Origin of the sequence: Empedobacter stercoris, assembly GCF_025244765.1 — a bacterium.
GTDB classification, from domain to species: Bacteria; Bacteroidota; Bacteroidia; order Flavobacteriales; family Weeksellaceae; genus Empedobacter; species Empedobacter stercoris.
Genome location: NZ_CP104209.1, coordinates 1,335,214 through 1,360,192 on the forward strand (window position 1 = coordinate 1,335,214; position 24,979 = coordinate 1,360,192).

21 protein-coding genes are annotated in these 24,979 nt (G+C 32.4%); 4 read left to right on the forward strand and 17 right to left on the reverse strand.

Annotated features, from left to right (window positions below):
* Positions 1-21: 21 nt before the first annotated feature.
* The 4 genes from NZD85_RS06305 to NZD85_RS06320 form a co-directional block, all read right to left on the reverse strand.
* The gene (locus NZD85_RS06305) at positions 22-600 is read right to left on the reverse strand and encodes a hypothetical protein (protein ID WP_165131138.1); all 579 of its coding nucleotides are present in this window, start codon (positions 598-600) and stop codon (positions 22-24) included.
* Positions 601-773: 173 nt separating this feature from the next.
* The gene (locus tag NZD85_RS06310) at positions 774-1,541 is read right to left on the reverse strand and encodes a DUF4262 domain-containing protein (protein ID WP_221857086.1); all 768 of its coding nucleotides are present in this window, start codon (positions 1,539-1,541) and stop codon (positions 774-776) included.
* Between the two features lie 232 nt (positions 1,542-1,773).
* Entirely contained in the window at positions 1,774-2,331 is a 558-nt protein-coding gene (locus NZD85_RS06315; protein ID WP_260541397.1) for a hypothetical protein, read from the reverse strand.
* A gap of 685 nt (positions 2,332-3,016) precedes the next feature.
* The gene (locus tag NZD85_RS06320; RefSeq protein WP_260544298.1) at positions 3,017-3,391 is read right to left on the reverse strand and encodes a hypothetical protein; all 375 of its coding nucleotides are present in this window, start codon (positions 3,389-3,391) and stop codon (positions 3,017-3,019) included.
* Between the two features lie 328 nt (positions 3,392-3,719).
* Here NZD85_RS06320 and NZD85_RS06325 point away from each other — a divergent pair, with 328 nt between their 5' ends.
* Positions 3,720-5,267 carry an IS1182 family transposase gene (locus NZD85_RS06325; RefSeq protein ID WP_260544300.1) on the forward strand — a complete coding sequence of 516 codons (1,548 nt, stop codon included), beginning with the start codon at positions 3,720-3,722 and terminating at the stop codon, positions 5,265-5,267.
* Between the two features lie 153 nt (positions 5,268-5,420).
* On the opposite strand, the gene NZD85_RS06330 is transcribed toward NZD85_RS06325, so the two are convergent.
* The 9 genes from NZD85_RS06330 to abc-f form a co-directional block, all read right to left on the reverse strand.
* Positions 5,421-5,957, reverse strand: a complete 537-nt coding sequence (locus NZD85_RS06330; protein ID WP_260544302.1) for a hypothetical protein — start codon at positions 5,955-5,957, stop codon at positions 5,421-5,423.
* A 173-nt stretch (positions 5,958-6,130) separates the two neighbouring features.
* Positions 6,131-6,793, reverse strand: coding sequence for a hypothetical protein (locus NZD85_RS06335; protein ID WP_260544304.1), 663 nt, complete (start codon positions 6,791-6,793; stop codon positions 6,131-6,133).
* A gap of 168 nt (positions 6,794-6,961) precedes the next feature.
* On the reverse strand, positions 6,962-7,558 hold the full coding sequence (locus NZD85_RS06340; RefSeq protein WP_260544306.1) for a hypothetical protein: 597 nt from the start codon (positions 7,556-7,558) through the stop codon (positions 6,962-6,964).
* Between the two features lie 168 nt (positions 7,559-7,726).
* Positions 7,727-8,434, reverse strand: a complete 708-nt coding sequence (locus tag NZD85_RS06345; protein ID WP_260544308.1) for a hypothetical protein — start codon at positions 8,432-8,434, stop codon at positions 7,727-7,729.
* A 168-nt stretch (positions 8,435-8,602) separates the two neighbouring features.
* The gene (locus NZD85_RS06350) at positions 8,603-9,769 is read right to left on the reverse strand and encodes a tetracycline-inactivating monooxygenase Tet(X2) (protein ID WP_008651082.1); all 1,167 of its coding nucleotides are present in this window, start codon (positions 9,767-9,769) and stop codon (positions 8,603-8,605) included.
* A gap of 160 nt (positions 9,770-9,929) precedes the next feature.
* Positions 9,930-11,096 carry a tetracycline-inactivating monooxygenase Tet(X2) gene (locus tag NZD85_RS06355; protein WP_008651082.1) on the reverse strand — a complete coding sequence of 389 codons (1,167 nt, stop codon included), beginning with the start codon at positions 11,094-11,096 and terminating at the stop codon, positions 9,930-9,932.
* 199 nt (positions 11,097-11,295) lie between these two features.
* Positions 11,296-11,937, reverse strand: coding sequence for a hypothetical protein (locus NZD85_RS06360; RefSeq protein ID WP_260544310.1), 642 nt, complete (start codon positions 11,935-11,937; stop codon positions 11,296-11,298).
* Positions 11,938-12,161: 224 nt separating this feature from the next.
* Positions 12,162-12,716, reverse strand: coding sequence for a hypothetical protein (locus NZD85_RS06365; RefSeq protein ID WP_260544312.1), 555 nt, complete (start codon positions 12,714-12,716; stop codon positions 12,162-12,164).
* Positions 12,717-12,859: 143 nt separating this feature from the next.
* Entirely contained in the window at positions 12,860-14,455 is a 1,596-nt protein-coding gene (gene abc-f / locus NZD85_RS06370; RefSeq protein ID WP_090410526.1) for a ribosomal protection-like ABC-F family protein, read from the reverse strand.
* 328 nt (positions 14,456-14,783) lie between these two features.
* Between abc-f and NZD85_RS06375 the strand changes: the two genes are divergently transcribed.
* Complete coding sequence (locus tag NZD85_RS06375; protein WP_221854646.1) at positions 14,784-15,623, forward strand: tyrosine-type recombinase/integrase; 840 nt, start codon at positions 14,784-14,786, stop codon at positions 15,621-15,623.
* Between the two features lie 21 nt (positions 15,624-15,644).
* Here the strand turns inward: NZD85_RS06375 and NZD85_RS06380 are convergent, their stop codons facing one another.
* Positions 15,645-15,992 (reverse strand): helix-turn-helix domain-containing protein, encoded by a 348-nt coding sequence (locus NZD85_RS06380; RefSeq protein WP_260544314.1) that lies wholly within the window; start codon positions 15,990-15,992, stop codon positions 15,645-15,647.
* 1,933 nt (positions 15,993-17,925) lie between these two features.
* Between NZD85_RS06380 and NZD85_RS06385 the strand changes: the two genes are divergently transcribed.
* Positions 17,926-18,708, forward strand: coding sequence for an RNA polymerase sigma factor (locus NZD85_RS06385; RefSeq protein ID WP_260544316.1), 783 nt, complete (start codon positions 17,926-17,928; stop codon positions 18,706-18,708).
* Between the two features lie 2 nt (positions 18,709-18,710).
* Positions 18,711-19,808, forward strand: a complete 1,098-nt coding sequence (locus NZD85_RS06390) for a hypothetical protein (RefSeq protein ID WP_125350260.1) — start codon at positions 18,711-18,713, stop codon at positions 19,806-19,808.
* 1,012 nt (positions 19,809-20,820) lie between these two features.
* On the opposite strand, the gene NZD85_RS06395 is transcribed toward NZD85_RS06390, so the two are convergent.
* From NZD85_RS06395 to NZD85_RS06405, 3 genes are all read right to left on the reverse strand, one after another.
* The gene (locus NZD85_RS06395) at positions 20,821-21,960 is read right to left on the reverse strand and encodes a M28 family peptidase (protein WP_260544319.1); all 1,140 of its coding nucleotides are present in this window, start codon (positions 21,958-21,960) and stop codon (positions 20,821-20,823) included.
* Positions 21,961-21,995: 35 nt separating this feature from the next.
* Positions 21,996-22,676: an SIR2 family NAD-dependent protein deacylase gene (locus NZD85_RS06400; protein ID WP_260544321.1), complete on the reverse strand. Its 681-nt coding sequence runs from the start codon at positions 22,674-22,676 to the stop codon at positions 21,996-21,998.
* Between the two features lie 494 nt (positions 22,677-23,170).
* Positions 23,171-24,973 (reverse strand): acyl-CoA dehydrogenase family protein, encoded by a 1,803-nt coding sequence (locus tag NZD85_RS06405; protein WP_260544323.1) that lies wholly within the window; start codon positions 24,971-24,973, stop codon positions 23,171-23,173.
* Positions 24,974-24,979 lie beyond the last annotated feature (6 nt).

The window sequence follows — 24,979 nt, forward strand, 5'->3', positions numbered from 1 at the left end:
CCTTTGTTATATGCAGCCATATTATTCATTCAATATTTTTACATATTTTAAGTTTTTTTCGTTGACTTTGTCTAAGTTTTCTTTTCCAATATATAAAATTGAATTAGACCAATTTACGAAGTCTAAATTTTTCAAATCCTCAATACGATATTCTCCTGAAATCTCAAAGTCAAGTAAAGCTAATTTAAAAGGATGTATTTCGTATAATTTTTTCATTAACTGTAAAAGATATTCTAACAATTCTTTTGGACAGTTACTTTTTTCGTCCCAATTCTGCGGTTCGATTTGAAATAGTTTTTCAATAGTTGTAATGTAGAAAGAGATGTCAAACCAATAAGATCCTGTTTCAATTGGATTTTCTTCTTTTATATTAAAATTTATGAATGGTATTTTTACATTTTCAATATTTAAAATCCCTTCTAATCGGTAATCAATTATTTTATTAATTGGCTTTAAGTTATTATCAAATGGACCTTCAACATTTGGTTGATTCCAAAAAAAATCAAAATATTTCTGAACAATATCATTTTTTGAACTTTCTGAAACTTGAATGCAAAGTTCAAAAAATCCACCAGTTCTTAAATCTTGATTTTTAAACATTTCAATTGTAGACGATGTTGGCATATGGTTGCATATAACGTTTTGGCGCTTGGCGAAGAAGCGGATTTCGATGCACAAAACTGTCTGCCAGCACTGAACTTGATACGAAGCACAAAACTTCATTTAAGCACTGAACCCGTTTTTTTGCCAAACGCCTGTTATGGGCTGCCGTTCTATTCTTCGTCATCAGATTCAAGTTTAGTTCTTGTCCATTGTCCGCCTATTAAATCTCTTTCAGCTACTTCTCCATATTCAAGGTCGAACACTTCGTTTAGTGTGTTGTCACGTTTAACAAGTTCTTCCAATGCAACTATCTTTATGTCTTCGGGTAATTGGTCGCCTGTCAAAAATTGCCAATCTCCGTCATTGTCGTGAACTACACGTAAAATTGGTTTCTTCTTGTCTAGCCACTGTCGAGTTGTAAATGTTGTCAAGTTTTTAGGTTCGTAAAACTTAAAGTCTGCGTTTCTGTCAAGAAGTGGTTGTTTATATAAAAATTCTTCTTCAAAATTATCTTCCCAAGGTAGTTTGTCATTGCGGTCTGTCCAAACAACTTGCAAAGCGTCAAAACTCTTGTCGCTATAGTAGTTTAAGGCTGCACCAAAATAATCGTCAATGTTTTTTTTGTCAACTTTTAAAAATGCTGCTCTACTGTCCTTAAATATTTCAGTTGAAATTTTCTCTGCTTCAAATTTCTCTCCGTTTTTAATCAATTCAGCAATGTCGTTTATGATTGCGTGTCCGAGGTCATTAGAAAGTCCGAAACATATAATTTCTGGATGATTATATGTCTCTGTCAAACCAATACTGTAAGCAAACGAAGGGCAATAACTTGTCGAACTAACCATAATAACTTGAAGTCCAAATTTGTCAATGTTCAATTTGGTGTTATTCAGTAATTCGTCTTTGTCAATGCAATTATGTTTGATTTCGTTTGTCATTTGTTTTTCTGTTACGTGTCGTCCTACGGTTGCCCATAACGGGCCGCGGCTTGGCGAAGTGCGGGCTTGAATTGAGCGAAAGTTCAATTCAGACCGAAACGTAGCCAAAGCTGTGGCTTTTGGTAAATTTAATAAAAAAACAAAAGCAAACAGCTTTTGGCGGATAAAAAGGCGAGAATTTCAATTTTGCACTTAACCCGCCATTTTGCCAATGCGATGTTGTACGACGTTTTTATTGTTTTTTCAGAAAATTACTTACTTCCGTGAAATAATCTGAGCCATAATATTTCATAAATTCTCCATTAGTTTTTAAGATGAAAAATGCTCTGCAATTTTCCTTTAGTGTAAATATGTTTTTCTCAAAAAATCCTGAATCTAAAATAAAAATATTTTTATCTTGAATTCTTTCTTTATGCAATGCATTGGAAGTATATATAAAAAAATCAATTGTGTTATTTTCTTTTGAAATTTTTGATGATATCTTGATGGTATTTTGGATAACACCCAAAGCATTCCTCTCTTTTAAACCATATTCATAGCAGTTTACACCATATTGATAAAAATGAATTAAAATCGCTTTTTCTTCAGGTATTTCAACTTTAAGTTCTTTTAATATTTCTTTTCGGGTTTCTTTATATTCTTCAGGATTTAGTTTTCCTACAAAAGACTTTATACTAGATATAAAATCATTATTAATTTTAGTGTTAATTTTTGAACCTATCGAATTTTGAGCAAAACCAAATGTGCAATTTATGATTGAGATTATTAAATATAATTTGTTGATTTTCATTTAGGAGAGTGTTTTGGTAAAATGTTGTACAACGTTTTCGGGCTTTGCGAAGTGGCGGAAAATCGAAGCGAAAAGTTTCGATTTAGACGGAACGTAGCAAAAGCCAATTTCTATTTGCTAATTTAAAAATAAAAGCCAATAAAATTGGCTTTTGCGGAATAGAAAGCCGAAACTTTCAATTTTATCCTTAACCCGCCATTGCGCCAAACCCTTGTTAGCAGAAGCCTTTATTATTTCATTTATTATTAATTTAATCAATTTGAATATTACATCTTCATGATTTTTAAATTAAAAATTCATCATAACTGAATAAAAAAGCCTTAAAAGTTTGTATGTTTTTAAGGCTTTTTATTACTTGAATTACACTCTCTTAATATTTTTAAAGATAAATGTAGTAGTAAAATAAACAAATGAAACAAGTAGAAAAATAATTCCACTCATTAAGAAGAATTCTACGAATCTCATTAGCATACTTGGTTCAACAGGGTCTCCGTCCATAACAAGTGAAATTGTAGTAATTATTGAAGATACGGTCAAAATGTTTAAAATTTTTCTTTTCATAATTAAATAAGTTTTTAAATTAGTAATATTTGTGATAACGTGTTATTTCTCGTTTAATTTTTCAATCGTCTTTTTAATTATGTATTTTCAAGGTTCCTACTAACCGATGTTGTATACAATTTTTTTACTTTTTCAGTTCGTTAAATATTATTTCCTCGTCAAATTCAACTTTAGAAATATGTATTACACTATTATTCCAGTCAAGCGGCGTCCAATATTTTGGGTATTTCACAACGATTGAGTTTCCGATTAATTTTTCTTTTAGATTTTTCAATTCTAATCCCCTTTCTAGTCCTCTATTTATGTAAAATCTACGTTTAGTGTTTTCCAATACAAAAATAATATCGTTTCCTTTATTACTATAAATTTCTGTTACAATTCCACTTTCAGAAATCGTTTGGTTTTCAGAAACAATTGGAACAGGTCTAAAAATTAAGATAGCAATTATTAAAATAATTAGGCTGAAACTAATTAATGTAATCTTCACAATTTTCTTCATAAGTGTGATTTTTTAAATTAGTAATATTTGGAATAACGTTTTATTTTGTTTTTCAATTGTCTTTTTAACGGTGTTTCGTTCAAGGTTTCTGCTAACGAGCGGGCCGCGGCTTGGCGAAGTACGGGCTTGAATTGAGCGAAAGTTCAATTCAGTCCGAGACGTAGCCAAAGCTGTGAGCCTTTTGGTAAATTTAATAAAAAAACAAAAGCAAACAGCTTTTGGCGGGTAAAAAGGTGAGAAGTTCAATTTTGCACTTAACCCCGCATTTTGCCAAGCCGATGTGCTTGTTGCACAACTCAAAAATAAAAAAAAATTCGGATCTTGTAGTATGCAAGGACGAAAAGAATTTACCCCACAATTATTTTACGATTTAAGTTTGGATCGATTGGTGCCTTTGGATAATTACTATCGAATAATACAGCGAGAATTATCATTTGATTTTCTTTATCCAGCGACCTCAAAATATTATGGAAAAGAAGGTCAAAAAAGCATCGATCCGGTGGTGTTTTTTAAAATATTGTTAGTGGGTTATTTGAATAATATCAACAGCGACAGAGCATTGATTCGTTTTTGTTCGGATAGTTTGAGTATTCGTTTATTTTTAGGCTATGATCTGAACGAAGAATTACCTTGGCATTCGACAATTAGCCGAACTCGCGCATTATTTGGCGAAGAAGTTTTCTTGCAATTGTTTCAGTTGATATTGAGTTTATGTGTCAATAAAGGCATGGTTTCTGGGAAACGTCAGGCGGTAGATTCAGCGTTTATCAAAGCGAACGCTAGCATGGATTCTCTTGTTGAAAAAGAGGTTCTAAACGATGTTTCTGCTTTTGTGAATGAGTTGGAAGAAAATTCAGAATTCAAAGCATGCAGTGAGCCTAATCGAACTGTAACATCAACTCGAAAGAAGTTGGTAGAACAACATCATAATTGGAAAAAAGAAGAGTTTAAAGGAATGCCTGCTGCTCGCAAAACGATTCAAAAAAATGAAGATGGTGAAGATATTCGTCCAAAATTTTTGAGCAATCATACCCATTATAGTCCAACAGATCCTGATGCGAAAATCTCGACCAAACCAGGAAAACCACGTCAATTAAATTATGCGGGACAGTTAGCAGTTGATGATAAACACCATGTGATTACAGGCGCTTGTGCCAGCACAGCAGGTAGTAAAGACAGTGCTATTTTTGCAGAAATCATGGATCAAACGATTGAAAATTTTAAACAAAATGAGATTCAAATAGGTGAGGTTTTGGCTGATGCGGGCTACAGTAGCGGTACAAGTTTGCAATATTGTGAAGATCATAACTTAGATGCTTGGATCCCCAACTTTGGACAATATAAACCCGAACGGGAAGGCTTTATTTTCAATAAAAAAGAAAACCGTTACGAATGTATTCAAGAAGGCGGAAATAAAGCTTTTTTACCGTTTAAACGGACTTTAACAGACAGCAAAGGCTACGAAAAGAAGAGCTACCGAAGTTCGGAAAAAGATTGTGGTAACTGTCCTTTGAGAGCGCAATGTTGTGGTAAAGTAACCAAGTTTAAAAAATTGGAAGAAAGTATTCACAAACCTTTGTACGATAAAATGCACGAAAAACTCACCCAAAACAAAGCATATCACCGCAGGTTAGTAAAGCGACGAAGTGCTACGGTAGAACCCGTTTTAGGAACGTTGATTAACTTTTTTAACCTAAAACGAATCAACAGCAGAGGAATGGCTCAAGCCAACAAACACGTTTTGATGTCAAGTTTATCTTACAACTTGAAGAAATACCTGCGCTTTATTTTCAAAATCCCGAGTATTTTAGCCCAAGTTGTTTCCCTAAGACAAGGGAAATACAGCTTTTTACAAAAATACTCCTTCACGACTTAAAAAAGTTGAGTTTTAAGCAAACCTAATATTACAATTTAGCATATTTCTTTAAAAACAAACCTCGCTTAAAAAGGCTTAAACGAGGTCAAATATTTTAAATTTTTATAAAAATTGGAGTTGTGCAACAGTTACCGATGTTGTGTGTAGTGCCATTTAATTTTTAGTTCCGATATAATAAACTTTTTTATCATTCGGTACAACAAATATTAATTCCGCACCAATTGGTTTAATTCCATTACAATATATACTCCAAGGATATACGTATATTTCATCTTTCTGTATTTTATCTAATTCTGGAAACCAACGAATCTCATACTGAAAATTATTTACCATTTTTACAGCATCATTCAAAACAGGTGGTAAGCTGTCTAATCTATAAAAACCGTTCTCAATTTTTAATTCTTCGAGATTAACGTTAGTAATTTCAATTGCGTAAGCTTCTAGATAATCACCTCCAAAGGAACGGCCTGATTGATAACTATTTGTTACATTTTTAATTCTTTGATCACCAAGTCCAGACCAATTTAATATAAATTTTACGTCTGATTTCTCAGCTTTATTTACTTTAGATCTATTTCCGATAGTTAGTGAATAGGTTAAATATCCTAAAAATGTAATAATACCAATTAATGATATTGCTCCCCAAACGGCGAGTACATTTTTTCCTACTATTTTAATTTTATTATTCAACAGTTTATATCTACAGCTTTTTTTGAAGCATTACACACAACGTCCCCGCGCTACACGCAGGCTGGGATTAAAGATGCGTAATCTTTCGGTTAAAAACAAATGTATCAAATACAAACTATTTTCAAATTAAACCAATTGCCCAGCTTGCTTGTAGCGTGTGTTAGCTGTTGTATTTATAATTTAAGTTTTCTATTTTCGATTCTGCTTTCTTCTGTAAATTGGTCATAACACCTATCTTCTACAATTTCAAATTGTAATTCGGCAAGTTGCTCATTGTTTAATAAATTGCCATTAGTAAAATCTATGATATGAACTTTTCCATATTGACATAAATGGAAACAAAAACGTTCATTTGTGTCAAACCAAAATATATATTCAGGCAAACTTCCGTCACATCTTTCCAACCAAAATAATATGTCAATTAGTTCTGGTAAATCTTTTTTATCAGCAAGAATTGCCTCTTTGTAACTTTCGGATAAGGTTATTTTCTTTAGTTGTTCGTATGAGTTCTTTACCTTATCATAATCGTGCTCTGTATTTCCAAATAAATCAAGTTTTAGGTGTGAAATTATAATGAATTGTTCAACATTTAAGAAGTCAAATAAACAATTAATTCTTTCAGAAAGTTTTTTGGGGAAAGTGTCCAAAACACTATGATTAATACTCAAATTAAAAGTAGAATTAGATGCTTTTTTAGGTTCAAGATTAAGCGCGTCAAACATTTCATCTTCTAAATTATCATATTCTTCGTCAAAAAAAGCTTTTTGAAAACCTTTTATTAGACTTGTGATATTATTATAATTTTGAAATATTTCTTTTCTTTCGATTAGTTTCATTTAACGATTCGGTTTTTTAATATAACAGCTAACGTTTTCGGGCTTTGCGTTCGGGCGGGATTACGAGGCACAAAGTTTCAATTTATTACTAAAGTTTATTAGAGGTACTCAGCTCCAAGTTTGCACGTCAACCCGCCTGACGCAAAACCCGTGTTACCTGCCGTTTTTTTACTTCTGTTTAACTGTATACTCAAATTTATCATATTCTAATTCTTTGCCTTTGGTTAACTCAAAAGTTTCTATAAAGTCCTGTGTTACTTTTTTATAGATACCATCGTTTATCAGTGCTTTTATTAGGCTATCATTTTGTAATTGATTTATGTCTTGGCTTAGCAGTCTTAAAAAATTAATCTCAGCGTTTTCCGTTTCAGCCAAGTCAAAAAGTATTGAGCAACTAAACTTCTTAATTGAATTTTTGTCAGTTTCAATATGCAATGCAGGAAGCCATTCGCCATCATTGTATTTTATAAGTGGTTCACTTAAAAACAAAAAAGCGTCTATTCCTGTAGAGTCAATTTTATCGTCAGGGTCATTTAGTGCAGCCCAACGCCAATCGATTATTTTGTCACTTATCTTATAACTCTCGCCTATATAAATCTTGTATGTGTCGCTTTTATAGTCAACCAATAACGTCTGTTGCAATTCAGTCGAATCACTTCTTGTTCGACTGTCATTTTCAAAACTTGTCTTCTTTTGGGTTTCTTGACAAGAAGTTATTGTCAAGATTAGCGTTAAGAGTGTAATTAAATTTTTCAGTTCGTTCATTTGATTTTGTGTGTCGCTTAAAATGGCAGGTAACGTTTTCGGGCTTTGCGTTCGGGCGGGTTTCGGAGCACAAAACTGTCAATAAGCACTGAACTTGAATAGAAGCACAAAGCTCCAAGTTTGCACGTCAGCCCGCCTGACGCAAAACCCGTGTTACCAGCAGTTTTTTTATTCATCGCTTCCAATGTAACTTAATTCTTTGTTTTGTTTGTCTAACTGAAAACGAAAATGATACGTACCGTTTTCCATTTTTGTGTTTGTCCAATACTCTCTCTCAAAATGATTGTCTGTTTCAAAGTCTATTGTGTCGGTAGTTTTGTAGTCTGCTGTCGGAAGGTTAGAATAGTCTGTAAAATGCCCTTTGTAGTTTTTAGAGTTCCTTACTGTCTGGGAAATACGGTTAAAATCATTATCCGATAATTTAAGCGTAAAGGTTTCGTAGTAGTCTCTAAAACCACCTGCTTCGTTCTTTAAGATTTTAAAATCGTCTTTTAATTCAATATTGTGGAAGCGGAGAATTTTGGTCACATCTTTTTTACTGAATGTCCAGTCAGAAATCCAAGGTTGCATTATTAGTAAAAGAAATCCAATAGTCAAAATTGTCACAATCACCAGTCCTGTTTTCTTTCTGTTAAAGGCGGTAAAAGCCCAGTAGGAAATGAAAATTATTTGGAACATAATGATTATGGGCCAAATAAAAATTACTAGGAAATCTAAATTTCCAAATAGTGTCAGAGTTATAATTACTCCTAAAATTCCGCCAGTGATATATGCAGTCTGGCGGTGTCCTTTTTTTTTAGGTATAAAAAAGCATAGTAATGTCAGTCCGTAAAGTATTACACTTACTGTAATCGTAAAGGCGTTCATTTCTTGCATTGTGTCGTCTTAAAATTGCTGGTAACGTTTGGCAAATTGGCGATGGAGCCGACTTTTAGCACAAATGTTGAATAGAATTACTAATCTTCAACATTGCACAAAAGTTCAATAGAAGTACTTCACCGGCTCTATTGCCAATTTGTTTGTTATGTGCCGTTTTATTCCATTTTATACATTTAACAATTGCTGAAACGTAAAGTCGGGTTTAAACATTTCAATTTCGTTTTGAGTTGATTCTTCTTGTGCTTCTTTGCCATAGATAAACATTTGCTGTTCATAATTTTTAACAGCCTCTTCAATGCTATTAAATTTTCCATCGGCTAGATTATCAGACAATATCAAGGCATCCACCAACCCACTATTTACTCCCTGCCCTGCAAAAGGCGGCATCAAATGTGCGGCATCCCCAATCATTGTTATGGGTAATGGGCGCTTGCTTTTCCAAGGCTTTTCTAAAGGAAATATCCGTGTAGCCAATCCTACAAATGACAACGTCGTATGAATCAATTCTTTGTAGCGTTCGTCCCAATCGGAAAATTCTTTCAGAAGAAAATCAACGACACTATTTCTGTTTTGAAAATCTACCTGCGTTTGGTTTTTCCATTCATCAGGTGTTTTAAAACTTATTCCAAAATGCAATGCACCATTATTATTGGGGTTAGCAAATAATAAATTACCTTGGTGAGATGCCATTAGCCGGTTTCCATTGCATAGCTGAAAAAATCCAGGACAGTTTATCTCTGGTTGATGAATATCGGCTTGTATATTGAAAGTACCTGTTTCTTCAACTTCCGTGTCGGTAACAAATTTTCTTACCTTGGACATCCCGCCATTGGCAAGAATAACCAAATCTGCTGTTTCACTCGGTTTATTCTCAAAAGTTAGTGTCCACTTCTTCTTACCAGGTTCAAGCATAACAAGTTTTCTATCCCAAATAACCGTGTCGTTTTCTAAACTATTCAACAAGATAGCCCTTAAGTCATTTCTGTTTATTTCAGGATTGTCAAATCGATTTTCGGGCTTTACATTTTTTGTGGATAAAATATTGCCTTTTTCATCAGCAATATTTACACCCATTGGTAAGGCTAAGTCATAATAAGTTTGTAACAATCCCGCTTTTTTCATTGCTTCCTGACCTGAACCTTTGTGTAGGTCAAGGGTTCCACCAAAAATTCTTGCCTCTCGGTCGTTGTCTCTTTCGTAAACTGAAACGTCTATGCCGTTTTGCTGTAATAATTTTGCCATAGTCAGTCCAACGGGTCCACCACCAATTATTGCAACGTTCTTATCACTAAGTAAATTCATTTGTTTGTCTGTATCTATTCGCATTGTCATTCAAAAATGGCACATAACGTTTGGCAAATTGGCGATGGAGCCGACTTTTAGCACAAATGTTGAATAGAATTACTAATCTTCAACATTGCACAAAAGTTCAATAGAAGTACTTCACCGGCTCTATTGCCAATTTGTTTGTTATGTGCCGTTTTATTCCATTTTATACATTTAACAATTGCTGAAACGTAAAGTCGGGTTTAAACATTTCAATTTCGTTTTGAGTTGATTCTTCTTGTGCTTCTTTGCCATAGATAAACATTTGCTGTTCATAATTTTTAACAGCCTCTTCAATGCTATTAAATTTTCCATCGGCTAGATTATCAGACAATATCAAGGCATCCACCAACCCACTATTTACTCCCTGCCCTGCAAAAGGCGGCATCAAATGTGCGGCATCCCCAATCATTGTTATGGGTAATGGGCGCTTGCTTTTCCAAGGCTTTTCTAAAGGAAATATCCGTGTAGCCAATCCTACAAATGACAACGTCGTATGAATCAATTCTTTGTAGCGTTCGTCCCAATCGGAAAATTCTTTCAGAAGAAAATCAACGACACTATTTCTGTTTTGAAAATCTACCTGCGTTTGGTTTTTCCATTCATCAGGTGTTTTAAAACTTATTCCAAAATGCAATGCACCATTATTATTGGGGTTAGCAAATAATAAATTACCTTGGTGAGATGCCATTAGCCGGTTTCCATTGCATAGCTGAAAAAATCCAGGACAGTTTATCTCTGGTTGATGAATATCGGCTTGTATATTGAAAGTACCTGTTTCTTCAACTTCCGTGTCGGTAACAAATTTTCTTACCTTGGACATCCCGCCATTGGCAAGAATAACCAAATCTGCTGTTTCACTCGGTTTATTCTCAAAAGTTAGTGTCCACTTCTTCTTACCAGGTTCAAGCATAACAAGTTTTCTATCCCAAATAACCGTGTCGTTTTCTAAACTATTCAACAAGATAGCCCTTAAGTCATTTCTGTTTATTTCAGGATTGTCAAATCGATTTTCGGGCTTTACATTTTTTGTGGATAAAATATTGCCTTTTTCATCAGCAATATTTACACCCATTGGTAAGGCTAAGTCATAATAAGTTTGTAACAATCCCGCTTTTTTCATTGCTTCCTGACCTGAACCTTTGTGTAGGTCAAGGGTTCCACCAAAAATTCTTGCCTCTCGGTCGTTGTCTCTTTCGTAAACTGAAACGTCTATGCCGTTTTGCTGTAATAATTTTGCCATAGTCAGTCCAACGGGTCCACCACCAATTATTGCAACGTTCTTATCACTAAGTAAATTCATTTGTTTGTCTGTATCTATTCGCATTGTCATTCAAAAATGGCACATAACGGTTCGGGGCTTTGCGAAGTGGCGGAAAATCGAAGCCGAAAGTTTCGATTTAGACGGAACGTAACAAAAGCCAATTTCTATTTGCTAATTTATGAAAAAAAGCCAATAAAATTGGCTTTTGCAGATTAAAATGCACAAACTTTCAATTTAGACTGAAACCCGCCATTTTGCAAAACCCTTGTTATGGGCTGCCTTTTTTATTCTTTTCTTTTTCTTGGTAAAATTCGGGGAAACATTGCATCCCAATTGCTCCACCACCATATTCCAAAACTACATTGTCTTTGTAGAAAATATATGTACAACCGTCATTATAATCTTTGATTTTATTTTCATTCAAATTTTGGTCAAAAATGACGTAACTAAACATTCCCATTCCACTTCTTTGCCAACCTATAACAATAGGGTCATTAGTTCCTGAAATTGAAATACAGTTTGCTTTATCTAATTTTTCTTTAAGAGTTTTCAACTCATTATTTGTCCATTTTAGTTCGGTTAGTAAGGAATCTACTTTTTTTGATTCGATTTTTAAATCCCAATTACTTTGATGAACACTGTCAACCTTTACGTGAAAAATCCCCAACTCTTTATCGTTATCAAATTCAATTGTCACACTTGCTCCTTCAGGAAGAATTGATTTGAAATAAGTTTTAGCTTCAGCAATTTCTGTAGTACGTTGTTCATAATTCTCAATAAGGTCTTTTTTGTCGTATGATGGACCAGTAAATAGTCCGTCAAAAACAATATGTAGGAATAAAAAAAATCCACCAAAGATTAGTAATATTATTCCAGAAATTATTAGAAGTACTTTTAAAGCTCTATTCATCGCTTTTTGGTCTAAGGTTGCCCATAACGGAAAAAGTATTTGCGAAGGGCGGGCTAAATTTAACTGAAAGTTCAATTTTCACCGAACAAAGCAAATTGCTTTTTCAGATTGTTAAATTACAAAAAAATACAATATGAAAAGCAAGTTGCGACTAGATGCATCGGGTTTTTCTATTAACTATTCAACCCCGCCTTTTGCAAATACAATGTTATCTGCAGTGCTTTTTATTTATTTAATGGCGGTGGTTCGGGTAACTTTTCTTGTAATCTTTCTTGATTAAAGTAAATAGAATCAATTGATTTGAATTTTAGTTTGTTTTTCAATTTCCAGATTTCATTTTGAATATTTCTTTGATTTTGATTTAGTTGTACATTAAAAAATCCTTGTTTTATTTTTTTCGAATCTAATTTAAAATCTATTTGTTCATAAGTTGCATCTGCAATCGAAATATAATTTTTATGAATTTTTTCTGAGAAATTTTTAATTACTAATTCTTTATATTTAGAAAACTTGATTTTTTCTTCAGATTTGTAGAATTTGTATTTTCCTGTTTGATTGTTTAAGTAGTATTTATCACCTTTATTTATTATTTCTTCACAATAATAAACATAATTATCACTTTTAATTTTAATTCCAGCACGAGGAAATTCAGGGTCCATACTTAAACCGTAAGTAAATTCAATAAAATCTTCACTCTTTTTAGTACAAGATATTTGTAAAAATGTAATAATTAATAATAAAATGAAAATTGAAATTTTATTTATCGGTGCGGTTTTCATAGCATTGCAGATAACGGGCCGCGGCTTTGCGAGGGAGCGGATTTTAGCATAAGACTTCCAAGCGAAGACGGAACTTTAAATATAACGAAAATCTTTGAACGGAAACAATAACCCGCTCTCTTGCAAAACCGATGTTATCGGCTTTACTTCATTAATTCAATAGTTCGTTCAATATTTATTTCTTGTAAGAACGTTTTATCGTGGGAAATTACAATTAAAGTTCCTTCATATTCATTGATTGCATTGGTTAAAATTTCGATGTTTTGAAGGTCTAAATTATTGGTAGGTTCATCTAAGATAATAATGTCGGGAGATTGATTAGCAATGTTTAAACAACACAACATTAACCGCATTCTTTCTCCGCCACTCAATGTATGACAAGGCTTATCCCAATCATCTTTTGAAAATAAAAAACGGTCTAATCTGATTTTTACTTCGTGTTCCTGAAGGCCGGTTTGATTAAATTCTTGAGCTTGTTCATAAATCTGTAAATGATTATTGATTAAAGAATAATCTTGGTCAATATAAACAGAATGACTTTCAGCAATAAATATTTTTCCTTCCGTTGGTTTAAGTTTTCCGAGTATTATTTGGATAAGTGTGGTTTTTCCTGTTCCATTTTTTCCGTTGATAGCAATTCGTTCACCGCTGACAATTTGAATGTTTAGAGGTTTCTCCCATAATAAACCTCCTGTTCTATATGCGAAATTGATATTTTCTGCTATAAACAGATTTTTACCTTTATGAAGATTGGAAGAATCAAATTCAAATTTCATTTGTTCTATATCAGAAACGGAAAGCCTCAAATCTTGAAGTTCTTCTTTTATACCATTAATTTTATCTGAATGAACTCCGGCAATTTTTGCTGAGCTTCTTTCAGCATTATTCTTCCAAGCATCTGATACTATCTTGGGAAGTCCAGCTTTTCCTAAATTCTTTTTTGCTCGAACATCTAATTTTTGTTGTCGTTCAATTGTTTTTCGCTCCTTTTCTTTCGCCTTTCTAAGTGCTTTTTCTTTGCTCTGAATATCTTGACTTAAGGCGTTTTGTTCAATTTCTTTTTGCTCTTTATAAAATTCATAGTTTCCGCCATAAACTTTAATTTCATTTCTGTTGAGCTCACAAATAGGATTTAATAACTGAAGTAACTCTCGGTCGTGGCTAACGATTATAAAAGTTGCTCTTGAGGTTTGAATAAAATCGTATAGTAAGTCTCTACTGGATTTGTCAAGATGATTACTGGGTTCATCTAATAAAACAAATGATGGTTGATGAATAAATATACCTGCGAGAAAGACTTTTGTTTTTTGTCCTCCACTTAATTCGCTTAATTTTTGAGATAGTGATAAATCAGAAATATCCCAATAGCTTAGGGCTTCTTGACATTTTTCTTCTATCGTCCAATCGTCATTTAAAAGGCTATAATTCTTTTCATCTACACTTCCGTTTAAAATTTCGTGTAAAGCATTGAGTTTGGTTTCAACTTGTAAGGCTTGGGCAATTGTCAAATCATTAAACTGACCGAAAATTTGAGGAATATAATAGGGTTTGGTTTCGGAGGAAATTTGTCCGTCATCAGGTTCTAATTCCTTGGCTATAAGTTTGAGTAAAGTAGATTTTCCAACACCATTATTGCCAATTAATGCAATTTTATCGGAATGGTTTACTGTCATACTTAAATTAGTAAACAGCGTATTTTTATTGGGATGTGAATAGGATAAATTTTGAATCGTAAGCATAATTAATTTCTTTTTGAGTTTAACAAAAGTGGGAGCCCAATTTTTTGAGCTGATTGTTAGATTGTCTAAGAAATTAATTTTTACATTTTCTGCTTACTTTTTATTTATGTTGCAAATATAATATTTTTTCTGAACTACTTTATTTCGTATTGCCGATAACATTGTTTTTTCACGAAACTGATCTAGCTTTTGTTTCGTAAAAAATCAACTATATCCGCATTTCGTAAAATTAAAAACAAATATAATTATTTTTTTGTAAATTAGACACTTACTAAAACAAAATTCATGTATCACGAAGTAATTTGATGTAAAATGTAATAATGAATGTATGGATAGCGAAACAATTCTAAAAACGTTGCAAAATCGATTAAAATTACAACGATATGCAAACAATACCATAAAATCGTATTGTGGTTACGCTCAAGTTTTCTTAGAGCAGATGGAAAAATACAATAGATTAGATGAAATTCCTATTTCAGAAATCGAATTGTTTATCAATACAAAAGTAACTCAAGAAAATATCAGTGTTTCCTATCAACGTTCTTTGGTTGGGGCAATTAAAAAAGTATTTGAATTAGTTGAAAATCAGAAAATCGAATTAAATTATCTTTATCCAAAACGAAAAGTTAATAAATTACCAACTTTCTTTTCTCAAGAAGAAGTACGAAATTTATTAAATGCAACAGAAAATTTAAAACATAAAGCTATTCTTACAATAATCTATAGCTGTGGATTGCGACTAAGCGAATTGATAAATTTAAAAATTGCAGATATAAAATCAGAAAGTAATTTACTTCTTATTCGTCAAAGTAAAGGTAACAAAGATCGTATAGTTGCTTTGCCAGATAAACTTTTGCTATTATTGAGAGAATACTATAAGGTTTATCAACCTAAAGACTTTTTGTTTGAAGGCGCAAAAGGCGATCAATACAGCGAAAGAAGTGTCCAATTAATTTTAAAAAACGCTATGAGTAAAGCTGGCGTTTTATCAAAAGGCAGCGTACATACTTTAAGACATTCATATGCTACTCATCTTATAAAAAGTGGAATTGATGTACGTGTAGTTCAAGAATTATTAGGTCATAACGACATTAGAACTACCATGATTTATACGCATATTACAGATATTGATAAAAAATCGACACCAAGTCCTTTAGATTTTTTGTGATAATTTGTAAAATATAACATATTATTTTATCTCAACAACCTTCACCACTTCACTTTTCAATACTTTAGTGCCTGCCTCATTATAAGTCTGTTCTACCGTAACTTTAATTCTGTCGTATTGTGGAATTGGAAAGTTTAATAACTCACCAATATTTTTGTACCCGAATGCTTTTGCTAAAAGAGTGATGTGACGGGTGCTATATTTATGTTTTTCACGATAATTTTCAACATTACCAATGAAACTTTTCGCTAAACCCATTTTAAGACTAAGGGTTTCTTGTGAAAACTTTTCCTTTATTCTTAGTTTCTTAATATGTTGGATTAACTCAAAATCAAATTGAGTAGTTTCAAATTCAAAATATTTTATCATTTTATTAAAATATTTTACACCAATATATTGGTGTGTTAAAAAATATTGTTATATTTGTATTAGCGATTTGATAATTAGACTTTTGATAGTCATAATTAAACGATGTGACTCGATTCCAAAACGACCAATTTTCCATCGAGAACACCGTGAAATTGCTCCATGTCTCAAAAGTTTTGTACTTTCGTATATGGCATGTGAGCGGTTCTCACGTTAGCTTTAGGTGGAAACTTTATTATCCTCGGATTTTAAAGACGGGTTTGGTCGCCCATGGATCTAAGGTGTGAGACTGCTCCTTGCTTTTTTTGCAAGTATTTCTTCATACACGAGAAACATCGTTCCATAAAACCCAACACAAAATGAGAACGAAACAATTTCAATTCATCCGTAAAAAACCTCCAGACAAAGTCTGTTCGTTTTTTCCATTCTTTTAAAGAACAATTCTCCGTTTTATAACATTTAACGGAACGTAAAGAAAAGGTTCCCCTTTCTTTACTCGCTCTCTATCTGAGCCTCGGTAATGAGACTTTGACAGTTAGGTTATACTCTTTTTTTCGCACATTAAAAGTAAATCCTTTAATATCATTTTCCAAATTTATTGGGGCTACTACCTGATTTAAGTTGTAAGTAATGAGTTATAAGTAATGAGTTAAATGTATGATGTACAGATTAGATGTTAGATATGAGAATTGAGATTTTAGAGTTGTACTATGTAAAAAGTAGAATGTATGATGTATTTGAAAAAGGATTAAAAAAATGTCATATGATTTGGAGGCGAGTGTCAAAAAGTTGAAGAAAATGGTTAAAATGTTTTACTATTTGCGTAGCAAATGATTTAAAACATTCAATGGCTGAAACTTATTTTGAGCGTCGAAAATCAAAGACAAGAGTTTTTTGATTACTTTTTTGCTCATTTCCCCGTAGGGCATATGAATACCGATAATTAAAATAGATATGCTATGAATAAAAAAGTGATAGAAAGTATTTTACATTCGTTTTTTCCTTGATGAAAAAACGAACAAAAAAAATCAAGACCGCGATTTTCGACGTTCAATTACCATTTCACGCACTAAAAAGATTAAATGTTTCGCATACGCTCACTAATCTTTTTTACGCTTGTTTCAATGGATTGAAGCTCGTCTGCAAATCGTATGTCGACTCTAAAATCCGTTGTTAAAAGTGATAACGAATTTGAATATTAAAAAAGGATTAAGAAACTGGCATTAAAACTCTCACGTTAAGAAAATGTTTGGGTACAACGTTAAAAAGATTTTAGCCCATAGTTTTTTTTAAATCTTTAGTGGAGTGAAAACATTTTGAGTAGAGAGGTTTACGGCCAAGAGTTTTTTGATTACTTTTTTGCTCTCTTCCCCGAAGGGCATGTGAATACCTATAATTAAAATAGATATGCTATGAATAAAAAAGTGATAGAAAGATTTCTCAATACCCCGAAATGACATATTGGATACGGTTCTGCACTTCGAATGCCTCAGTGCCAGTTTTAAAAAAGGATTTGAGTATTGAAAAAAGAGTTAAAAATCCGACGATTTAGAATCGAAATGCAATTCAACTCTAAATTATTGGAATAAAAAAGTTGAGGTGTTTGAACGAAGTGAGTTATCAACTTTATGGAAATAATTTATTTAGTTGAATCATTGAGAGACTACTGTCGGCATCTTTTTTTGTTTCGTTTTTTGGATGAGCTTCCCCGAAGGGCATATGAATACCGACAATAAAAATAGATAAGTAATGAATAAAAAAATGAAAGTAAAGAACAAATTTGAAATAAAAAACAAAAAACCCTTTCCCAAAAACAAAGTTGGCGCGATGTACAGGAAAAAGAGTGACTTTTAAAACTAATGTTGAATTTAAAAACTATGTAAAAACGTAGAACGTCATACGTATCACGTAAAACATAAATAAAACCACCTTTATTATGCTAGAAAAAGAATTTGAATTATTAAAAAAAGGTAATTCTACTGCCTTCGAACGTATTTATGTCAGGTACAATAAACGAATCTTTTGGTTTGGTAAACAAATAATTGAGGATGAATTTGTAGTAGAATGCTTGGTACAAGATGCATTTCTAAAATTATGGGAATATCGCGAAAAGATGGAATCTCCTTATCATATCTTTTTCTTTTTAAGGTTTGTAATGAAATACACTTGCTATTCGCATTATGCTAAACCGAAGAATAAGTTTTTTAGAACTGTAAGTTCACTAGAAAGTTATGAGAATTATCAAAGTTATTTGGCTGGATATGATCCCGCAGATAACATTCAAAACCTAAACGAACAAGAAACACAACAGCACTATTTTGATCAAATTATAAAAGTATTACCCTTATTAAGTGCTGAAAGAAAGCATTTGATTGAACTCTGTTTAAAACATGGATTTCAATACAAAGCGATTGCTAAAGCAATGGGAAGAGGAATCACTGAAACGAGTAACGAAATTAAACATGCTATTGATGATCTTAAGAAGATTTTAAGTCACCAAGATAAATTAATTATTAAAACCAAAACAGTCTCTACAGCAGAGAAGGAAAATCAAATATCTGAAACACAATCGTTGATTTTAAAACTTCGATGTAAGCATAAACAATCTTTTTCAACAATAGCTTCAGCATTACAATTGTCTCAAAAAGAGGTACACAATGAATTTATAGTCGCTTATAAATTCACTCAACAAAACAAAGTTCAATCCCTAAACTATTGATCATGGAAAAATCTACTTTAATACTCACTCGAAAAATACAAATACTTATCGATTTACCAACTCAAGAAGAACGCAAAGAGGCATTAGACAAGCTTTATAGATGGCAAAACAGATGTTTTAAAGCCGCTAATTTGATTGTTTCTCATTTGTATTTACAAGAAATGATGAAAGATTTTTTGTACCTCTCTGAAGGTGTTAAATATAAATTAATGGACGAGAAGAAAGATGCAGAGGGTATATTAAAAAATTCGCAAATGAGTACCACTTATCGTGTGCTATCAGACCGTTTTAAAGGTGAAATTCCAACCAATATATTATCTTGTTTAAATAATAGACTCCACAGTTCATACAACAAAGATTCTCAAAGATATTGGAAAGGAGAAGCTTCGTTAAAAAACTTCAAACGAGATATGGCATTTCCTTTTGGAGCAGAAAGTATACGTAGCTTCTCTTACAATCCTGAGAAAAAATGTTTTTGTTTTCGGTTGTTTCAACTTCCATTCAAAACCTATTTGGGAAAAGATTTTACAAGTAATAAAAGGTTATTGGAACAAGTGGTAAGCGGAGAAATTAAACTTTGTACATCACAAATAAAGTTAGAAAAAAGTAAAATATTTTGGTTAGCTGTTGTTGAGATCGAAAAAGAAAATCATCAATTACAACCCGAAATTATTGCAGAAGCTTCTCTCTCTTTAGAATATCCGTTGGTTGTAAAAATAGGAAAATCTCGGCTTACTATAGGAACCAAAGAAGAGTTTCTATACCGAAGGTTAGCGATACAAGCGTCCCGTAAACGAATACAAATTGGGGCAACTTATGCAAAATCGGGCAAAGGAAAAACGAGGAAACTAAAAGCGCTAGATAAAATGAGTCAAGTAGAAAAAAATTATGTGCATCATCGACTACATGTTTACAGCAGAAAGTTAATTGATTTTTGTGTAAATAATAAAGCAGGAACACTTATTTTAATGGATCAAGAAGAAAAGATAGAGCTGGCCAAAGAAGAAGATTTTGTACTGAGAAATTGGAGTTATTATAAACTGATGACCAAAATAAAATATAAGGCAGATAAAGCAGGAATTGAGCTTATAACAGCTTAAAAATATAATTTTTGAGGGTGATTGTACACCCGTAAGGTGAGGTTGATAATAAACACTCACTAAATATAAACAACATATATAACGCAAGGGCCAATTTTTTTTTCATCTACAGATACTTGCTAGATACTCCCAACATAAAGGCAGGATAAAGGCAACATAGTGGCAGTAGAATGTATGTAAAAGATTTTTGTAGTTCAGATGTTGTAATAATTGCCAAGTTGTTTTTTATACAAAAAAATGTTTAGTGGAATACAAAAGGATATCATTTTTAAAGTTTCAATGGATTGAAACTCGTCTTTTGAGCAATGATAATCTTTAAATTTCATTTAAAAAAGTAGATTTTAGTGTTGTACTATGTAATATTTATAATGTATTAAGTAAAATGCATTATGTATTTGTGAGAGGCTGGAATTTTCAAGGCTTCGAAATAACACAAAATCACTTTTTGAATACAAATATAAAATGAAGTAGATTACCAAAATAACCTTTGAGAATCATTTAAATCGTAAGAACACATGACCAAAAACAGTATTTCCACTTGATATTCAGCACAATGACCAAGACGATTCAAACCTCTAAAATAAGTATCATTTGATGCTATTCTGAAATAAACTCAGAATGATAAAATCCGTAAAACGTTAAGCGTAGAACGTAAAACTTAATAAAACCTATGTTTCTATTGTGGTTAGAATATTCATTTTTTATTCGGTATTCTTCTTGATGGGGCACAACAACGATGTAAAATTAACCCTTAGACAAGCAAATTAACTAGAAGTGACGAATAATGAACCTAATTGGTTATCCATTAACCTAAATGGAGGTTGTATGCACTAAAATGCATTTTTTCTGTATCGGTTGTGTATCCACGCTATATGCATTCTGTATCCATTGTATATCCATTCCGTATGGTTTGTTCGGTGCTCGTGTATCGAAAGGTTGATTACCATTTAGACAAAAAAAGTAACTATTCAACTAAAAAAGTCAATTTATTACATAAATAAGGAGTAACAATTTATTTCTTTAAAATCTTAAAACTATGTTGATTCGAATTTATTTTAACGAAATAAACGCCAGAAGTAAGATGTTCTAAATTTATCTGTGAAACTGTTGTTTGAAACTTCTTTTCATAGACCTGTATTCCTGTTTCGTTATATATAGAAATTGTAGGTTGCTTTAAAATCTGCGAAAAATGAAGGTTACTCTTTACTGGATTTGGGTACACTTGCAAAGTTGAAATAGTATGATCTGTTGTAGTCAACTTCTCTTGTGCTTGAGAAAAATGTAATAAAGTCGCCAAAGCTCCTTTCGCTACTTCTGTCAAATAATTCAAATCTAAATTAGCTATTATATCTTGAGCAGTATGTGCATAAGGTGTTTCATTCTTTTCGAAAAGTCCAGTTATTGGATAACCAACTGCCTGAAAAGGCATATAATCGGAACTATAAGCATTCGAAATTTCAGTTTTTAGAGTTGTATACAAGGGAAAAATATTCGCCATTTGATTAGTCAAATCAGAAGAAGCTGCATTATTTGATGTTGGATTACTTTCATCTTGCTCACAAACAATTGTCGAATTTACTTTATTCGCCACTCCTCCTACCTCATCAATATTCAGAACAGCTTTAATGTATAAATTCTGAGGAACTGCAATTTGATTGACATATGTCTGACTTCCTATTAAACCGCGTTCTTCTCCTGTAAAATGAATAAACTTGATCGAATAATCAGTATCGATATCTTTGATTAATCGAGCAATTTCCAATAAAGTTACAGTACCCGAGCCGTTATCATTTGCTCCAGGTCCATTTAAAGTATCGTAATGTCCATCAATAATAATGAATTCGTCAGGGTATTTTTTACCCATTTTTGTTACAATAAGATTATACCCAACATTTCCAAAAACATTTACCGATTGCTGCTCAATCTGAGTATATCCATATTTTGCATAATAAGACTTTAACCAACTGAAAGTGTAATCATGCGCCGAAGATCCTACGGTTTTAATCCCAAAATCTTGAAATTTTTGTAATTTTTGTTGAACAGAATCATATTTCACTTGATCTACGATTGATTGGTAATAAGTGTTAACTTCTTGTGCATTTAACGTTATAGAAGCTAAAAGAACAAAATAAGGTAAAAATATATACTTCATGAACTATGATTTTAAACAATTTAAAACGTAAAATTCTAAAATTTATTCAAAATAGTTTTTAAATCATCTAAGCTTTCTGTTGCTTTTTTCTTGATATGAATAATTGAAGAATCGGTATAAGAATCTGAAGGATCAAGATAAATAATTGGAACATTTGGTTTTGCATAATCTTTGAGCGAAGCAGCGGGATATACTTGCATCGATGTTCCAATAATCATCAAAATATCTGCTGTCAAAACCTCATCAATTGCATTTTCTATTTCAGGAACCATTTCTCCAAACCACACAATATGCGGACGAAGCTGATTTCCGTCTTCTGCTAAATCGCCAAGTTTGATTTCGTTATTCCAATCAACAATCAACTTTTCGTTTTTTTCGCTACGTGCTTTTCTTAACTCACCATGTAAATGAATCACTTTAGAAGAACCAGCTCTCTCATGCAAATCGTCTACATTCTGAGTGATAATCGAAACATCAAAATCCTGTTCTAACTCTTTTAGAAAAAAATGCGCTGCATTTGGTTCAACTTCGAACAATTGTTTGCGACGTTGATTGTAAAAATCTTGAACCAATTTCGGATTTCTAAGGTAACCATCAATAGAAGCAACCTCCATAATATCGTGATTTTCCCACAATCCGTTTGCATCTCTAAAAGTAGATAATCCACTTTCGGCACTAATTCCTGCTCCCGTTAAAACCACCAATTTCTTTTTCATTGTATTGTTTTATAACGTAAATATAACGTTATAAAACAAGAAAACTCCACTTTTACAAATGGAGTTTTTTAGGTTATTTCATCTTTCTTAATTCATCTATTTTCACCAAACACATCACACAAAATGTAACAAACATGGTTAGCGTAAGAATAATAGCGTTAGTTAACATAAGCTTTGGTTTTATGGATTAATATTTTTATTAAAGTTACTATGAAACATTCTTCTGAAATAATTTTTTAGATATAAAAACACACTTAACTTATTTATTTTTAATGAATAAACATTATTATTTAACCAAAAAAAACCTCAATTGGAACACAACTGAGGCCTTTCTCTACTAAAACTTAAGTACCATGAAAACTCAACTAACTTATATAAAGACTAGTACTTGACTTATATTCATCAAACGATATACCAAATTAATATTCAAGCTATTAAATATAAAAAAAGCAGTCAAAATTGACTGCTTTAGATAATTTAACTTTAAAATAGTATTAGAACGTGTATTTATTTTCTTTGATTAAAAGATCTGCGATTTCAGTTTTTAAGTTCACTATGTTTGGATATTCGTTGTAACGCGTAAACCTTCTTAAACCTGATAACATCATACGTTGCTCATCTCCTTCTGTGAAAGAAATAATTCCGCGAGTTGCTTCTGATTTGATAATCTCAACAGATTTGAATAACTGTAATTGAACTAATTTTTCTGCATTTTTCGCAGCGTCAGCACCTTTTGTATTTGCAATTTTTTCTGCACGTAACATCGCAGATTCTACCATATAAATTTCTTGCATGATACGCGAAGCAGCAATAATCAATTGTTGGTGTTGTTCTAATTCAGCTCCAAATTTTTGTAAAGCAGAACCTGCAACCATAAAGAAAGCTTTCTTAAGATTAGAAATAATTTCTTTTTCTTGTGCAAATAATTCTGAATAATCTGGAACATCAAACGATGGAATAGACATTAATTCGTTCGCCACATTCATTGCTGGAGACATTAAATCTAATTTTCCTTTGAATGCACGTTTCACCAACATCGAAATACATAATAAGGTATTGATTTCGTTTGTTCCTTCGTAAATTCTTGAGATACGCGCATCTCTCCAAGCTGCTTCCATTGGCATTTCTTTCGAATACCCCATTCCTCCGTAAATCTGAATTCCTTGATCGGCAGAAACTTGAGCTGCATCAGAAATCCAAACTTTCAAAATAGAAGCTTCAATTGCATATTCTTCGATACCTTTTAGCTCGGCTTCGTTATGTGGCATTCCTTTCGCAATATTATCTTCGATTGCATCTTCTACATCTTTTGCCGCGCGATAAGCACCCGCTTCTGAAGTAAACGCAGAAACAGCCATATCAGCTAATTTTTCTTTGATTGCTCCAAATGTATTGATTGATGTATTGAACTGTTTACGTTCTGCTGCATATTGTAAAGAATAATCTAAAATACGACGTTGAGCATCTAAACATGCCGCTCCTAATTTGATACGACCAACATTCAATGCATTCATTGCGATTTTAAATCCTCCGTTTCTTTCTCCTAAAAGATTTTCAACTGGAACACGAACTTCATTAAAGAAAACTTGACGAGTTGATGAAGATACAATTCCTAATTTATCTTCTTCTTCTCCTAAAGAAAAACCAGCACCCGCTTTATCTTTTTCTACGATGAAAGCAGTGATGTTTTTATCCTCATCGATACGTGCAAAAACAATGAATAAATCTGCAAAACCAGCATTTGTAATCCACATTTTTTGACCTGTGATGATGTATTCTTTTCCATCTTCAGAAAGAACAGCTTTTGTTTTTCCCGAATTTGCATCAGAACCTGCTTCTGGCTCAGTTAAACAATATGAAGCAAACCATTCTCCTGTTGCTAATTTTGGTAAATATTTTTGTTTTTGCTCTTCTGTTCCGTATAAAGTGATTGGCATTGTACCAATTCCGGTATGTGCACCGAAAGCTGTTGCTAAAGACCCTGTCGCTCCAGAAATGTAATCGCAAACTAACATTGTTGTAACGAATCCCATTCCCATTCCGCCATATTCTTCTGGAACAGAAATTCCTAATAATCCTAATTCACCAATTTTACGCATTAATTCTTCAATTAACGCATAATCTTTTTTCTCGATTTTGTGTTTATTCGGAACTACTTCTTTATCGATAAATTCTTTTGCTGATTGCAAAATCATTTGTTGTTCTTCTGATAAATCTTCGTAAGTGAAGATGTCGTTAAAAGAGGCATCTTTAATTAAGTATTGACCTCCTATTAATCTATTTGGATTTGTAGACATATTTTT

Coding starts and splice junctions, on each gene's coding strand:
- NZD85_RS06305 (WP_165131138.1), bottom strand. CDS start 600: ATGTTTAAAAATCAAGATTTAAGAACTGGTGGATTTTTTGAACTTTGC.
- NZD85_RS06310 (WP_221857086.1), bottom strand. CDS start 1,541: ATGACAAACGAAATCAAACATAATTGCATTGACAAAGACGAATTACTG.
- NZD85_RS06315 (WP_260541397.1), bottom strand. CDS start 2,331: ATGAAAATCAACAAATTATATTTAATAATCTCAATCATAAATTGCACA.
- NZD85_RS06320 (WP_260544298.1), bottom strand. CDS start 3,391: ATGAAGAAAATTGTGAAGATTACATTAATTAGTTTCAGCCTAATTATT.
- NZD85_RS06325 (WP_260544300.1), top strand. CDS start 3,720: ATGCAAGGACGAAAAGAATTTACCCCACAATTATTTTACGATTTAAGT.
- NZD85_RS06335 (WP_260544304.1), bottom strand. CDS start 6,793: ATGAAACTAATCGAAAGAAAAGAAATATTTCAAAATTATAATAATATC.
- NZD85_RS06340 (WP_260544306.1), bottom strand. CDS start 7,558: ATGAACGAACTGAAAAATTTAATTACACTCTTAACGCTAATCTTGACA.
- NZD85_RS06345 (WP_260544308.1), bottom strand. CDS start 8,434: ATGCAAGAAATGAACGCCTTTACGATTACAGTAAGTGTAATACTTTAC.
- NZD85_RS06350 (WP_008651082.1), bottom strand. CDS start 9,769: ATGACAATGCGAATAGATACAGACAAACAAATGAATTTACTTAGTGAT.
- NZD85_RS06355 (WP_008651082.1), bottom strand. CDS start 11,096: ATGACAATGCGAATAGATACAGACAAACAAATGAATTTACTTAGTGAT.
- NZD85_RS06360 (WP_260544310.1), bottom strand. CDS start 11,937: ATGAATAGAGCTTTAAAAGTACTTCTAATAATTTCTGGAATAATATTA.
- NZD85_RS06365 (WP_260544312.1), bottom strand. CDS start 12,716: ATGAAAACCGCACCGATAAATAAAATTTCAATTTTCATTTTATTATTA.
- abc-f (WP_090410526.1), bottom strand. CDS start 14,455: ATGCTTACGATTCAAAATTTATCCTATTCACATCCCAATAAAAATACG.
- NZD85_RS06375 (WP_221854646.1), top strand. CDS start 14,784: ATGGATAGCGAAACAATTCTAAAAACGTTGCAAAATCGATTAAAATTA.
- NZD85_RS06380 (WP_260544314.1), bottom strand. CDS start 15,992: ATGATAAAATATTTTGAATTTGAAACTACTCAATTTGATTTTGAGTTA.
- NZD85_RS06385 (WP_260544316.1), top strand. CDS start 17,926: ATGCTAGAAAAAGAATTTGAATTATTAAAAAAAGGTAATTCTACTGCC.
- NZD85_RS06390 (WP_125350260.1), top strand. CDS start 18,711: ATGGAAAAATCTACTTTAATACTCACTCGAAAAATACAAATACTTATC.
- NZD85_RS06395 (WP_260544319.1), bottom strand. CDS start 21,960: ATGAAGTATATATTTTTACCTTATTTTGTTCTTTTAGCTTCTATAACG.
- NZD85_RS06400 (WP_260544321.1), bottom strand. CDS start 22,676: ATGAAAAAGAAATTGGTGGTTTTAACGGGAGCAGGAATTAGTGCCGAA.
- NZD85_RS06405 (WP_260544323.1), bottom strand. CDS start 24,973: ATGTCTACAAATCCAAATAGATTAATAGGAGGTCAATACTTAATTAAA.